This window comes from Gilliamella sp. ESL0441 (assembly GCF_019469185.1).
GTDB lineage: Bacteria > Pseudomonadota > Gammaproteobacteria > Enterobacterales > Orbaceae > Gilliamella.
This window is the reverse complement of the sequence record NZ_CP048264.1, coordinates 283,941-299,084: the sequence shown is the minus strand read 5'-3', so window position 1 is coordinate 299,084 and position 15,144 is coordinate 283,941. Positions and strand designations below refer to the sequence as shown.

Below are 15,144 nucleotides of genomic sequence, written 5' to 3'. Positions count from 1 at the left end.
AATTATGCAAAAAATTCTAAATGTGGCACTAGCAAAACGTAGCTATCCCATCACTATTGGTGAAAACCTTCTTAATGAATTTGAACATTTTAAACTTCAAGCAGGTCAACGGGTAATGATTGCAACAAATGAAACCATTGCACCACTTTATTTGCAAAATCTAATCGACATGCTTAAAACGCATGGCATTGAAACGGATTGTGTTATTGTTCCTGACGGTGAACAATACAAAACGATGGAAACATGGAACAAGATGTTAACGGCGTTACTTGCCAATAACCATACCCGTAATTCAATTCTGATTGCATTAGGTGGTGGCGTGATTGGTGATGTAGCAGGATTTGCAGCTTCAGCTTATCAACGTGGTATTAAATTCATCCAAGTACCCACGACGTTACTTTCCCAAGTTGATTCATCGGTAGGCGGTAAAACCGCGATTAATCACCCATTGGGCAAAAATATGATCGGCGCATTTTATCAGCCGCAAGCAGTTGTCATTGATCTTCATTGTCTAAAAACGCTACCACAGCGTGAACTTTCGGCAGGTTTAGCAGAAGTGATTAAGTATGGCATTATTTTAGATAGTGATTTTTTTAATTGGTTAGAGCTGCATATTAATGATTTACTCAATTTAGATGTAAATGCACTAAGTTACTGTATTTATCGCTGCTGTGAGCTTAAAGCCCAAGTGGTCGCCGCAGATGAAACCGAGCAAGATATGCGAGCAATACTAAACCTTGGTCATACTTATGGACATGCGATCGAAGCCGAACTTGGCTATGGCAATTGGCTACATGGTGAAGCAGTCAGTGTGGGAATGGTCATGGCTGCGCATACTTCATCCATATTGGGTAAACTTTCAGTGACGGAAGTCGATCGCATTAAAAATTTACTCATAAAAGCCAAACTACCCGTTGTTAGACCAACACAAATGTCGATTGAATCTTATATACCACACATGCTCCGTGACAAAAAAGTCTTATCAGGCAAACTGAGATTAGTGATTCCAACCCAGATTGGTCATGCTGAAGTGATTGATGGAATTGATAAAAATGTAGTCATACAATCGATAGCGCGAACTTAAATTGAACTAATTAACTAATAGCAACGTTTTTATCGTTATTAATCCATGCACGGATAATATTGAGTGGTTAAGTCACTATCAGGTTTTATTAGCGTTTATTTATAAACATAAGATTTAATGCGGAATATGTTTCCTCCTTAAAATTTATTAATATTAAGGGAATATCACTCTCCTCTTGCAAGTATTCAAACCATTAACAACAGGTTTTAAAGCGTGTGCAATTATACCCATATCAATTAATCAATATAAATTGTAAAACATTTATTACAGTTGAGATAACATTGTCGATCTATTCATTGTAATCTATAAAAAACACATAATTTATAGATACAATAAATAAAACAATCTTTATTATTTAAGATTTAAAAAATTTAGTTTACTACGTTGTATTTTTGTGTTTACATATTGTCCGTTTATGTAATAAATATTTTACATATAAAATATTTAAATGACTCTCATAAGGAATGCAAAATGTTAAAAGATACACTCAATAATGTCCGAATTCGAGATGAGCACATGTTAATTACCCCTGAAGAAATAAAAGCGCTTTACCCTTTATCACATGAATTAGAAACGCAAATTGCATCATCACGTCAAACCATAGTTGATATTTTAGAACGTCGAGATCACCGCTTATTAATTGTATGCGGCCCTTGCTCTATTCATGATACTGATGCTGCCATTGAATATGCACATAAGTTAAAAAAACTAGCTGACGAAGTTAAAGACAATCTATTTATTGTCATGCGTGTCTATTTTGAAAAACCAAGAACCACTGTTGGTTGGAAAGGTATGATCAATGATCCGCATATGGATAGTTCGTTTGATATTGAATTTGGTCTAAAAAAAGCACGTAAATTATTGCTTGATATCGTCAAAATTGGGTTACCAATCGCGACTGAAGCACTCGATCCCAACACACCGCAATATATTGGTGATTTAATTAGTTGGGCTGCAATTGGGGCAAGAACAACAGAATCACAAACTCATCGTGAAATGGCATCGGGTCTTTCAATGCCTGTTGGTTTTAAAAATGGGACTGATGGTAGCTTAGATGTCGCTATAAATGCGATGAAATCCGCTTCAATGGCACACCGTTTTGTCGGAATTAATCAGCAAGGACAAGTTACCGTACTTCAAACACTGGGCAATCCAAATGGACATGTCATTTTACGAGGTGGTAAAGCACCTAATTTTGATGCTGAAAATGTTGCACTTTGTGAGATCCAAATGCAAAAAGCAGGCTTACTACCTAATCTTATGATTGATTGCAGCCATGCTAATTCTAATAAAGATTATCGAAATCAACCCATTGTTGCTAACTCAATCATTGACCAAATTGAACAAGGTAATAATGCTATTATTGGCGTGATGATTGAAAGTAATTTAAACGAAGGCAATCAATCTTCCGAACAACCGAAAGAAAACTTTAAATATGGTGTATCGGTGACGGATGCCTGTATTAATTGGGAAACAACCGATCAGCTGTTACGAAAAATGAATACTCTTTTAGGAAAACCATTACTTAATCGACAAAAACAGTCACTACAATCATAAATATGTTAGTTTAGATAAAATGCTATCGCCGACAATTTGCCGGCGATTTTTTTAGCCTAGTTGCTTACGTGCATTACGGAAAATACACATCCAAGGACTATCTTCTCCCCAATTTTCGGGATGCCATGAATTTGTTACCGTTCGAAACACTCGTTCAGGGTGCGGCATCATAATCGTTGCTCGACCATCTTGTGATGTGACAGCAGTTATTCCATTTGGTGAACCGTTAGGATTAGCTGGATATTGCTCGGTCACTTGTCCAAAATGATCGATATAACGAACAGCAATTAAACCTGATGCTTCTAACGCATTTAGATGCGCTTGATCACGCGTTTCGACTTGTCCTTCACCATGTGAAACTGCGATTGGCATATGCGAACCTGCCATATCACTTAATAGTAAAGAAGGGCTTTGTTGAATTTGTACCAAGCTAAAGCGAGCTTCAAAACGTTCCGATACATTACGAACAAAACGAGGCCATAATTCTGCACCAGGAATCAAATCCTTCAAATTTGACATCATTTGACAACCATTACAGACGCCTAATGATAAAGTGTTATCACGTTGAAAGAATGTTTCAAACTCTTGTCGAACTTTTTCGTTAAACAATATTGATTTCGCCCAACCTTCACCTGCACCTAAAACATCACCATAAGAGAAGCCACCACAAGCAACCAATGTACTAAATTGACTCAATGATACACGACCTTTTAATAAATCCGTCATATGTACATCAATGGCATCAAACCCCGCTCTGTCAAATGCAGCAGCCATCTCAACATGGGAATTAACACCCTGTTCACGTAAAATGGCGACTTTTGGTTTAACGCCTTTAACTATATAAGGAGCAGCAATATCATTCTGAGGATCAAAGGTAAGTTTTACATTTAAACCAGGATCACTTTCGTTTTGTTTCGCTTGATGTTCTTGATCTGCACATTGTGGATTATCACGTAGACGTTGCATTTGCCAGGTGGTTTCAGCCCACCATGTCCGTAACGTGGTACGTGATTCACTGTAGACTACAGCTGAGTTGTTGCGAATAATAAATTGTTGCCCCGTCTTTGCTTCACCAAGCACATGAACGGTATGTGACAATCCATATTGATTAAAACATGCCATGACACTTTCCAGATGCTCGTTTGCCACCTGAATGACAGCACCCAGTTCTTCATTAAACAGGGTGGCAATCATATCGTGACCTAATGCTGCAATATCAACATCAATCCCACAATGACCGGCAAAAGCCATTTCAGCTAATGTGATAATTAATCCGCCATCTGAGCGATCATGGTAAGCAAGTAACGCATCTTGATTGATAAGCGTTTGGATAGCCTGATAAAAAGCTAAAAGCTCTTTAGCATCATGTACATCAGCTGTTTTTTGTCCTAAGTGACGATAAACCTGTGCCAATGCTGTCGCACCCAGTGCTTGATGACCTTTGGAAAGATCAATAAGTAATAAGGTATTATCAACATCAACCCGTAATTGGGGAGTCACTGTTTTACGGACATCTTCAACACGAGCAAAAGCCGAAATGACTAACGATAATGGTGAGGTTACCGATTGTTGTTCACCATTTTGTTGCCATGTGGTTTTCATCGACATGGAGTCTTTACCAACTGGAATGGCCAACCCTAATATTGGGCATAATTCTTCACCTATCGCTTTTACGGCATGATAAAGTCCAGCATCTTCACCTGGGTGGCCCGCTGCAGCCATCCAGTTAGCTGAAAGCTTAATTCGCTTGATATCGCCAATGTTGGTTGCCGCTATATTGGTAATTGCTTCACCCACGGCAAGTCTTGCCGAGGCAGCAAAGTTAAGTAAAGCAACCGGTGCCCGTTCCCCCATTGACATGGCTTCACCATAATAACTATCTAAACTCGCCGTTGTCACAGCACAATCAGCGACCGGTACTTGCCATGGCCCAATCATTTGGTCTCGTGCAACCATACCGGTAACAGTGCGATCACCAATAGTAATTAAAAACGTTTTTTCAGCAACGGTCGGTAAATGTAAAACCCGTTTAACCGCATCATATAAATTGATATCAGCCGTTGAAAAATTATCGCCATGTGCTTGTTGTGTTTTGACTTCTCTTAACATTTTAGGTGTTTTACCCAATAAAACATCTAAAGGTAAATCGATCGGATTATTATTAAAATACTCATCATGTAGTGTCACCGTTTTATTAAACGTAGCTTCACCAATTACCGCATACGGTGCGCGTTCACGTTGACAAAGTTCATCAAATACATCAAGACTATCTGGGTGAATGGCGAGAACATAACGTTCTTGTGATTCATTACACCAAATCTCTAGCGGTGACATTCCAGGTTCATCACTTAAAATTTTCCGTAATTCAAATTGACCACCACAGCCACCATCACTGACCAGCTCTGGCATTGCATTTGAGAGACCACCAGCCCCTACATCGTGAATAAATAAAATAGGATTATTTTTGCCAAGTTGCCAACACCGATCGATGACTTCCTGACAACGACGTTCCATTTCGGGATTATCACGCTGCACTGACGCAAAATCTAAATCAGCATCAGATTGTCCCGATGTCATTGATGATGCCGCACCTCCTCCTAAACCAATATTCATTGCCGGCCCACCTAACACAATTAACTTAGAACCAGCAGGAAACTCACCTTTTTGAATATGTTCTCGACGAATATTGCCCATGCCTCCAGCAAGCATTATTGGTTTATGATAACCACGAAGCTCATAACCATTGTGGCTATTAACGTATTCTTCATAGGTACGAAAATACCCCAATAGCGCAGGGCGACCAAATTCATTATTAAATGCAGCACCACCTAATGGGCCATCGAGCATAATATCTAACGCACTGACAATTCGGTCAGGTTTACCAAAATCGTGTTCCCACGGTTGCTCAAAATGGGGGATACGCAAATTGGAAACCGAAAATCCGACTAAACCCGCTTTCGGTTTTGCGCCTCGTCCGGTTGCGCCTTCATCACGAATTTCCCCCCCACTACCCGTTGCTGCGCCTGGCCAAGGTGATATTGCTGTGGGATGATTATGTGTTTCAACCTTCATCAAAATATCGGCATATTCCTGATGATAACTGTAGGTTTGATTACTACTATCAGCAAAAAAACGTCCAACTTGAGAGCCATCCATTACCGCCGCATTATCTTTATATGCAGAAGAAACATAATCGGGTGTCTTTTCATAAGTATTTTTAATCATTTTAAACAGCGATTTAGGCTGTTTTTCACCATCTATAACCCAATCGGCATTAAAAATTTTGTGTCGACAATGTTCTGAATTTGCTTGGGCAAACATATAAAGCTCGACATCCGTTGGATTACGATTGAGTTTTTGGAAGTTTTCAACTAAATAATCCATCTCATCTGATGCTAACGCTAAGCCTAATTTAATATTTGCCGCTTCTAATGCCTTACGCCCCTGACCTAACAAATCAATAGTAGTCACAGGAACAGGTTGATCGACTTTGAATAACTGTTCTGCTTGTTCCAGACAAGTCAAAACTGTTTCCATCATTCGATCATGAATGAATGCCAAAAAATCGTTTTTTTGTATATCAGTCAACGGTGAACTCGTTTGAATATAATAAGCAATGCCACGCTCAATGCGTTGAATTTGTCGTAAACCACAATTATGCGCTATATCGGTGGCTTTTGATGACCATGGTGAAATTGTCCCTATTCTTGGTATAACTAAAAAAAGCGTTTTGTTTGATTTGTTCGAAACAGTGATTTGAGCCGATTTAGGGCCGTATTGTAATAATTTCTCGAGTGTTAGCTGCTGAGCAGAAGATAATTCACCTTTCAAATCAATAAAATGCAAATATTGTGCTTCAACACTCATAATAGGGATAGATTGTTCAGAACAAGCGGAGAGAAGTTTATGAATACGAAATGCAGATACAGCAGAAGAACCAGCTAAAATTTTCATGCTAATTACTCTTTTTAAGCCCAAAATAGGTAAAAAATAGAGTAATAGTATAAAAGAAAGTAAACAATGTGGCTATCTTTAAAACATTTATTGTGTTGTAATTCACCTTGTTATTTGTTATCGATTACATATAATATACCGTAACTAATAAAATAATATCTCTGAAATATAAGAAATATGATAAGCACATTTACAATACTATTGATTTTCATTGTACTGATCTCAATAGTGATAATAATCAGTTCGTGTTTAAATTCAACCTTAGACAATTTACAATCTCAAATTAATGAGCTAAAAAAAAAATTCAACGTTATGAATTAACAGAAAACAATACTAAGTCGGTAGAATCTGATCTTGTTCATTCCAACCTCAAAGCCACTATTGAACAGGATGTAAAAATCGCTGAAAAAAAATCTGAATATGTTGAGCAATCAGAAAACCCCAATGATTCGCAACTACAACTAACGAATATTCAACCTGTAACGTCAATCCAAACATCACAACATCAACAATGGGAAAGCTCACAATCAAGAAATCAATCAACCAAACAAGGCAAAAACCCCAGTGTTTTCAATTCGTTTTTTACCTGGCTTTTTCAAGGCAATTTGATAGCTAAAGTTGGCATTATTATCCTATTTTTTGGTCTTTCATATTTATTTAAGTATAGTATTGAAAATCAATTAATCTTACCTAATGTTCGTATCGTTGGTGCACTGATCTTAGGTTTAGTATTATTTGTGTTTGGTTGGTATTTACGCACAAAAAAACGGATATATGCCCTAATATTACAAGGCGGTTCTGTAGGTATTTTATATTTAACTATATTTGCAGCCTGTAGACTTTATGCACTTATTCCATTCTTAGTTGCTATTATTTTATTAATCACCCTCTGTTCAGTGAGCGTTTTATTCGCTGTTTTACAACGCGCAATGAGTTTGGCAATTATTGCCAGTATTGGTGGCTATCTAGCCCCGATATTGTTATCAACAAATTCAGATAATCACATTACATTATTCAGTTATTATTCCATCATTTCGAGTGCAATTTTAGTAATTAGTATTTGGCAATCATGGCGAATACTTAACTTAATAGGATTTGTATTTACTTTTGTAATTACCTCATTATGGGGAATAATTAATTTTCGTCCCGAGTTTTATACTGAATGCCAGTTTTTTATCATCGTTAACATGATAATCTATGGCATTTTAGCTACCTCATTAGCTGGTCATAAAACTAATAAAAAAAATCATCCACATATTATTGATATTATTTTATTTTTTGGCACCCCTATAACTGCCTTTATGTTGCAATATGCTATTACGCGACAATGGTCGCTTGGACCGACATTTTCTTCGTTAGGATTTGGAATATTTTATTTAACAATATTTTTTATCACGTTACATTATAATCGATTTACATCAAGAACAAGTTCATTGTTTGGTATTGCAATAGGACTCTCTTTTATTACATTAGCGATTGCTCTTTGGTTTAATCTTGAATGGACAGTATTAATTTGGTTTTTTGAAGGCACTGCATTAAGTTGGGTAATGCTCAATAACAGACAGTTCAAATTTGCCATGCTAGGGGCATTCATTAATGCATTTAGTTTGCTATACTTCTGTAATAATTTGCCTAATTTAGTCTTTACCGTCACAGAAAATATACTCTTTTTAGGATTGATTAGCCTGATTTTACTAATTAATGCTCTTATTTGGCACTATTACTGTAATCAAAATAATTTGGGTAACATTTTCAAAATCGTTTTTTTTGTATTGGCTAGCCACGCTTGGGTAATCTGGATTCTATATAGTATTATAAGAATTGACCAAATAACACATAAACTACCAATTTTACTCTTAGCTTTCCTAATTGCTACATGGGTCTGGTATTACATCGGTCAAAAACTAAAATGGACTATGCTCAAATTTGCTGTTTTATTGCTCTGGCCGATCATGTTATTTTTACGATTAATCAATGAAGCGTTCTTGTTTAATAAGAATTTATTGACGACTAACTGGAACATGGTTTGGGCAGTCGCCTTTTTGAGTTGCTATTTTTATTTGTATATCATCAAAGACAGATTAATTAAGGCTAAAAATTATTTTTATTTAATCCTGCATATTAGTTTGTTTTTGATGACTTTAGATTGGTTATTCTTTGAAATTAAGAATTGTTTAAGTTTATTACCACTAGGCTTAGAGACTATTGAATACGGTACATTATTCTTCCTGGATAGCGGTATTGTATTATTATTTTATCTTCTTGTTAAAAAAAGATTATTAACTCATTTTGCGATTAGTAAAACTTATTGGTTAATAGGTTTAGCCCCTATCATAATTTCTTTATTTGTGAAATTATTCACATTTATCTTTTATAGTGGTCAAATAATCAATTGGCCTTATATACCAATATTCAATCCGCTTGAATTGAGTGCAATTTTTGCCTTACTCATGATTCGAATTTGGATAAAATTCAGCGCTTATTTCATACAATTTGATGATCAGAAAATTAGTCTGTCTAACATTAAACAAAAATTGCCTAATTTTGCTACCATACTATTAATTGTCATGGCTTGTTTATGGACTAACAGTATGATTTTGAGATGCTTAAGTCAATGGATTGATATACCTTGGTCGTTTTATCAATTATGGAATTCCAAAATCATTCAAGCAACAATTTCACTTTTATGGACGCTTGTTGCCGTTGTCTTAGTCACTATTGGTCATCGTTATCAACAACGTATTACATGGTTTACAGGAGTAACACTCCAAACTATTGTCGTAATCAAGTTAATTTTGATTGATAGCGTTGAACTTGAGGGATTATTGAAAGCATTTGCATTTATTGCTATAGCAATACTGATGCTAATCATCGGTTATTTAGCACCATTACCGCCAAAAATAAAGGTTAAGAATAATGAGGCTAATAAATAGTAAATTATATATTTAACATAGGGTTAACTAACCCTATATGTTAGATTATTATTTTTTTTGGCTATTTCTCATTATGAATATAAAATGAAGTATAAAAATTAAGTTATTTATAATGTTAAAAAAACAAAATTTAATCAAATTAATCACTCCAATTATTAAAAATACTGACTTGTTTTACTAAATTAATCTCAGTATATTGATTTAATGATCAATAAGTTTTATCGAAACGGAATTTAATATGATACTTGCAATTGATGTTTATTATATCGATACTCGAGCAAAAACAGTGGGGGCATTATTTAATCATTGGTGCGATTCAAAATCTGACATTCAAAATATAATCACTGACTATCAAGATAATGTTGCACCTTATCAATCCGGTCAATTTTATCAACGTGAATTACCTTGCATTTTATCCCTGCTCAATAAAGTTGATCTTAATAAAATTTCAACAATTGTCATTGATGGTTATGTGCATTTAAATGAGGGTAAAATAGGTTTGGGTGGGCATTTATATAATGCTTTAAATAAAAAAGTACCTATTATCGGCGTGGCTAAAAAACCTTTTGCTGGAAATAGTGAATATTTAATGGAAGTTGTCCGAGGTCATAGTAAACATCCGCTTTATGTAACCTCAGTTGGGGTAACGCTAACGAGTGCTGCTAAAAATATACAATCAATGGCAGGTAAATACCGAATGCCAGATATCCTCAGTTATTTAGATCAACAAACAAAATTATTCAAAACTGGGGAGTAGTCCATTTAAAAAGTGATTTGCCGACATGATGTCGGCAAATCTGGTTAATTTAAGCTTCGTTCCAACTATCTCTTAACCCAACCGTTCGGTTGAATACTAAATTGTCATCGGTTGCATATTTACTATCTAAACAGAAGTATCCTTCACGTTCAAATTGATAAGCATGTCCAACTTCAGCATTTTGTAAACTTGGCTCAACAAAACCCTGTTTAACGATTAAAGAGCTTGGGTTAATGGTTGATAAAAAATCGTCTGCTGCCCCAGGATTAGGGGTATTAAATAAACGATCATAAAGACGAATTTCTGCTGGTTTAGCAAATTTGGCTGAAACCCAATGAATAACGCCTTTAATTTTACGTCCATCTTCCGGATTTTTATTTAAAGTGGCAGGGTCATAACTACAATAAATCGTTTGAATATTGCCTTGTGAATCCTTTTCAACCCGATCAGCACGAATGACATAAGCATTTCGTAAGCGTACTTCTTTACCCAATACTAAGCGTTTGTAATTTTTGTTAGCTTCTTCTCTAAAATCAGCACGATCGATATAGAGCTCACGAGTGAATGGCACTTCACGATGACCAAGTTCAGGACGATTTGGGTGATTAGGCACGTTGAGAACTTCATCAATTGTTTCAGAATAGTTTTCAATTACCACTTTAACAGGATCAAGAACAGCCATCGCTCGCGGCGCGTTTTCGTTAAGATCTTCACGGATACAAAATTCAAGCGTACTCATCTCTACCGTGTTTTCTTGTTTCGTCACACCAATTCGACGGCAAAACTCTCGAATTGAAGCAGGCGTATAACCTCGACGACGGAGACCCGAAATAGTTGGCATACGAGGATCATTCCAACCATCAACAATTTTTTCTGATACGAGTAAATTTAATTTCCGTTTAGAGGTAATAGCATACTCTAAATTTAATCGAGAAAACTCATATTGATGTGGGCGAGCTTCAATCGTTATGTTATCTAATACCCAGTCATATAAACGACGATTGTCTTGAAATTCAAGCGTACAGAGTGAGTGAGTAATATTTTCAATCGCATCAGATATACAGTGGGTAAAATCGTACATTGGATAAATACACCATTTATTGCCTGTTTGGTGATGTTCTGCAAATTTAATACGATATAACACCGGGTCACGCATAACAATGAAAGGTGAAGCCATATCAATTTTTGCTCTTAAACATGCTTTACCTTCAGCAAATTTACCTTCTTTCATTTGAATAAATAATGCTAAATTTTCATCAATGCTACGATCACGATAAGGACTATTTTTACCCGGTTCTTTCAACGTGCCACGATATTCACGAATTTCATCAGGCGAAAGCTCATCAACATAGGCTAATCCTTTATTGATTAACTCAATCGCATATTCATATAATCGGTCAAAATAATCAGATGAGTAACAAATTTCACCATCCCACTCAAACCCTAACCAACGAACATCTTCTTTTATCGATTCAACATATTCGACATCTTCTTTAACAGGATTAGTATCATCAAAACGTAAATTACATTTACCTTGATAATCCTGAGCAATCCCAAAATTTAAGCAAATTGATTTGGCATGACCAATATGCAAATAACCATTTGGTTCTGGAGGAAAACGTGTATGCGTCGTTTTATATTTTCCTGCTGCAAGATCAGCATCGATAATTTGACGTATAAAGTTAGTTGGACGTGTCTCTGTCTCGGTCGGTAGTGAACCGCTCATAAAAACCTCTGATTGTTGTTAACTAATACAAAATTTTAACTATTAGTTTGGTTACTTATCTCATTTGACTTGAGAATATAACAAATTTTTTGTTTTTCTGAAATGAAAAAACAGCATGATTTGAATTGATATGCTTTTCTGTTTTCTAAAAACGAATTCCCAATAAAATTATTCTTCACCAGACTTTATTGAAACGACAAATCTTGCACCGCCTAAAGGGCTAGTGACAACAAATGCTTTCCCATTATGAAACTCTGCCATTAATTTGACATAAGCTAATCCAAGACCATATCCACCTGTTGAACGAGTTCGACTGGTATCAAGCCTTGCAAAGGGCATAAAAATTTTTTCACGTGCATCAAACGGGATACCGGGACCATCGTCATCAATCTCTATAATAACTCGATTGTTTTGTTTTGTAATATTTAAAACCGCTTTATGCGTTGCATATTTAAATGCATTAAGTAATAAATTCTTAACAATGGTTTCAACCAGATTAGTATCAATAAGCGCTTTTACGTCTTGACTGTGACAAACTAATTCAAATCCTTTAGGTTTGAATAATTCGAGTGATTGACAAACTTTTTCCGCCCACTGCTTGAGTGATACCGACGTTAAATTTAACTCAATATTACTTTGCTGCATTTTAAAGTAACTTAAACTTGCATTAATGAGTGTTTCAAGTTCATTAATATCATCGCTCATTCCTTTTTGCAGCAATAACTTTTCTTGTACATCATCACATTCTTCAAGCATACTGAGCTCAAATCGCATACGAGCCAGTGGCGTACGAAGTTCATGCGCCATTGCATGCGAAATGGTTTGATTAGTGCTAACTAAATGCTCAATGTGTGTTCCCATATTATTTAACACATTTGCTAACGGTTTAAATAACCAGCCTTTAACATTTTCAGTGCGCGCTTTAAGGTTTCCTTGACCAAGCTGTTCGGCTGTCTGTCTAATGCTAACCAAATCCTTCCAAACAGCACTAAACGCAAAATAGATTAAAATAAAAAAGACAATTGCACTAAAAAGCGCCCAAATAACGAGAAAAACACTTAACGACATCGTGTTTGATTCTAGAATATCCCGCATCATAATAGGGCCTAACTGAAGAAGATGCCCCTCTTTTAAATCAATATAGACCACTTCTTTGTCACCATCATAGGCAAATCCAAGTTCTGCTAACTCTTTATTGATGGAATGGGGTAACGAAGTATGACTCGGTAAAACTTCAATCGGATACCCAAAATAGGGTTGCAGTTCATCAACCACTTCTTGCAGAGGACGATCTTTATTCTCATTAATTTGCATTCGAATCAGATTAACCGTACCTCGTTGTGATTCACGAAAGACAATGTGGTCATCAGGAATATCCGTTAATGAAGAAGGCAAAGAATCAAAAACGAGTAATGCACCATAGGCAATAATACATTGTAGTGAAAGTAAGATAACCAGATAAAAAATAATCCGACGATTAAAAAACAGCGGTTTTGCTAATAATTGTCTCAATGATTATCCCCTTCTCTCATAAATAGATAACCTTTCCCTCGAACCGTTTTAATACGGGAAGGGTTATCAGGATCATCAAGTAACTTGCGTCGTAATCGAGAAATACGAGCATCGATAGAACGATCCGTTCCATCAAAATCTATACCACGAACTTGAGAAAAAATATCATCACGAGATAAAATTTTACCTGCATTATTTGCCAACAACCAAAGTAGATCGAACTCTGCTGTGGTGAGATCGATTTCTTGACCTTCGAGTAATACTTTTCGATTTTCATCATCGATAATCAGATTATCAAAAATCAACGTTTTATTATTCGTTGCCGTGACGGGATCTTTATTTACTTCTTTATCGGATTCAATTTGCTTTCGTCTTAATAAAGCTCGAATGCGTGCCAATAATAACCTTGGCTCGACTGGTTTTGCCAGATAGTCATCTGCTCCCAATTCCAAACCGACAATTTCGTCAATATTATCTTCACTCGCCGTCATGATAAGAATATAGTTTGTAAACCATGTCCGTATATCTCGACAGATATCAAAACCAGATTTTTCGGGAAGCATCACATCTAAAATAACCAAATCGGGATTTATTTCTTGAATTTTTTCTTCTGCACCTTCACCACTATTATGCCAATCAACAAGATATCCCTGGCGAACCAGATAAACTTTTATTAAATTAGCTAACCTTTGATCATCTTCAATGATTAAAATACGTTCACTCATCTTAGGTTCTCATTACCGTAAATTGTGCTAAAAGAATCCTTATTATACAGACAATTTTAACTTCGTTACAAAATATATACAAAGAGCCTACAATGTTCAAAGCGACTCTGTGAGAAAATTTGCGCCAATATATATAAATAGACTATTTTTATTTCAAATATGAATACTTTTTCATCAATTACTAGTCATCTATATACACCATCTTATACGCAACATCAAACTCCTATTGTTTTGTGTGACTTCGATGGCACCATAAGTGTCAAAGATGTGACAGATACATTGCTGAGTCATTTTGGTCAAGATGGTTGTGATGAGCTTGAAGAGTTATGGGTTAACGGTAAAATTGGCTCCCAAGAGTGCATGAGTAAACAAATTGCCTTAATGGATGCCAGTTTAGATGAACTCAATCACGTTTTATCACAAATCGAAATTGATTCAACGTTTAAATCATTCATTGATTATACTGAACAGAATAATATCCCAGTTCATATTGTGAGTGATGGGTTAGATTACGCAATTCAATTTGTTTTAAAACGACACGGTATAACACATATCCCGATATATGCCAATAAATTAATGCATGATAATGGACGTAGTTGGCGTCTTGAATTTCCTTATGCGAATAAAAACTGTATTAAACAAAGTGGAAATTGCAAATGTAATCATGTTAAAAAACAACAATTCTTTCCACAAATACTGTATGTAGGTGATGGCACATCCGATTATTGTGTATCTCATAATGTGGATTTTGTATTTGCAAAAGACAAATTGATTCAATATTGTGAAACCAACAAGATTGAACACTGTGCTATTCAAAGTTTTGCCGATGTCACGACAGCACTGAAAAAGACTCAAGATGCTCTTATCCCTGTCATGATGGTAAAATAATTAGGAAT

9 protein-coding genes are annotated in these 15,144 nt (G+C 35.7%); 5 read left to right on the top strand and 4 right to left on the bottom strand.

The annotated features are described in order from the left end of the window. Positions 1 to 4: 4 nt before the first annotated feature. Entirely contained in the window at positions 5 to 1,084 is a 1,080-nt protein-coding gene (gene aroB, locus GYM75_RS01425; RefSeq protein ID WP_220216413.1) for a 3-dehydroquinate synthase, read from the top strand. 471 nt (positions 1,085 to 1,555) lie between these two features. Further along, on the top strand, positions 1,556 to 2,641 hold the full coding sequence (locus GYM75_RS01420) for a 3-deoxy-7-phosphoheptulonate synthase (protein ID WP_220216412.1): 1,086 nt from the start codon (positions 1,556 to 1,558) through the stop codon (positions 2,639 to 2,641). A gap of 51 nt (positions 2,642 to 2,692) precedes the next feature. On the opposite strand, the gene purL is transcribed toward GYM75_RS01420, so the two are convergent. Beyond that, positions 2,693 to 6,595 carry a phosphoribosylformylglycinamidine synthase gene (gene purL / locus GYM75_RS01415; RefSeq protein ID WP_220216411.1) on the bottom strand — a complete coding sequence of 1,301 codons (3,903 nt, stop codon included), beginning with the start codon at positions 6,593 to 6,595 and terminating at the stop codon, positions 2,693 to 2,695. Positions 6,596 to 7,200: 605 nt separating this feature from the next. Between purL and GYM75_RS01410 the strand changes: the two genes are divergently transcribed. Both GYM75_RS01410 and GYM75_RS01405 read left to right on the top strand, forming a co-directional pair. Continuing rightward, complete coding sequence (locus GYM75_RS01410; protein ID WP_220216410.1) at positions 7,201 to 9,528, top strand: DUF2339 domain-containing protein; 2,328 nt, start codon at positions 7,201 to 7,203, stop codon at positions 9,526 to 9,528. Between the two features lie 238 nt (positions 9,529 to 9,766). Further along, positions 9,767 to 10,285 carry an endonuclease V gene (locus tag GYM75_RS01405; protein ID WP_220216409.1) on the top strand — a complete coding sequence of 173 codons (519 nt, stop codon included), beginning with the start codon at positions 9,767 to 9,769 and terminating at the stop codon, positions 10,283 to 10,285. Positions 10,286 to 10,334: 49 nt separating this feature from the next. Here the strand turns inward: GYM75_RS01405 and glnS are convergent, their stop codons facing one another. From glnS to GYM75_RS01390, 3 genes are all read right to left on the bottom strand, one after another. Continuing rightward, complete coding sequence (gene glnS / locus GYM75_RS01400; protein ID WP_220216408.1) at positions 10,335 to 12,011, bottom strand: glutamine--tRNA ligase; 1,677 nt, start codon at positions 12,009 to 12,011, stop codon at positions 10,335 to 10,337. A gap of 168 nt (positions 12,012 to 12,179) precedes the next feature. Further along, entirely contained in the window at positions 12,180 to 13,523 is a 1,344-nt protein-coding gene (locus GYM75_RS01395; RefSeq protein ID WP_220216407.1) for an ATP-binding protein, read from the bottom strand. Continuing rightward, positions 13,520 to 14,248: a winged helix-turn-helix domain-containing protein gene (locus GYM75_RS01390; RefSeq protein WP_065558654.1), complete on the bottom strand. Its 729-nt coding sequence runs from the start codon at positions 14,246 to 14,248 to the stop codon at positions 13,520 to 13,522. The genes GYM75_RS01395 and GYM75_RS01390 overlap by 4 nt, the downstream gene beginning before the upstream one ends. 159 nt (positions 14,249 to 14,407) lie before the next feature. Here GYM75_RS01390 and GYM75_RS01385 point away from each other — a divergent pair, with 159 nt between their 5' ends. Next, on the top strand, positions 14,408 to 15,136 hold the full coding sequence (locus tag GYM75_RS01385; RefSeq protein ID WP_220216406.1) for an MtnX-like HAD-IB family phosphatase: 729 nt from the start codon (positions 14,408 to 14,410) through the stop codon (positions 15,134 to 15,136). Positions 15,137 to 15,144 lie beyond the last annotated feature (8 nt).

Coding starts and splice junctions, on each gene's coding strand:
- aroB (WP_220216413.1), top strand. CDS start 5: ATGCAAAAAATTCTAAATGTGGCACTAGCAAAACGTAGCTATCCCATC.
- GYM75_RS01420 (WP_220216412.1), top strand. CDS start 1,556: ATGTTAAAAGATACACTCAATAATGTCCGAATTCGAGATGAGCACATG.
- purL (WP_220216411.1), bottom strand. CDS start 6,595: ATGAAAATTTTAGCTGGTTCTTCTGCTGTATCTGCATTTCGTATTCAT.
- GYM75_RS01405 (WP_220216409.1), top strand. CDS start 9,767: ATGATACTTGCAATTGATGTTTATTATATCGATACTCGAGCAAAAACA.
- glnS (WP_220216408.1), bottom strand. CDS start 12,011: ATGAGCGGTTCACTACCGACCGAGACAGAGACACGTCCAACTAACTTT.
- GYM75_RS01390 (WP_065558654.1), bottom strand. CDS start 14,248: ATGAGTGAACGTATTTTAATCATTGAAGATGATCAAAGGTTAGCTAAT.
- GYM75_RS01385 (WP_220216406.1), top strand. CDS start 14,408: ATGAATACTTTTTCATCAATTACTAGTCATCTATATACACCATCTTAT.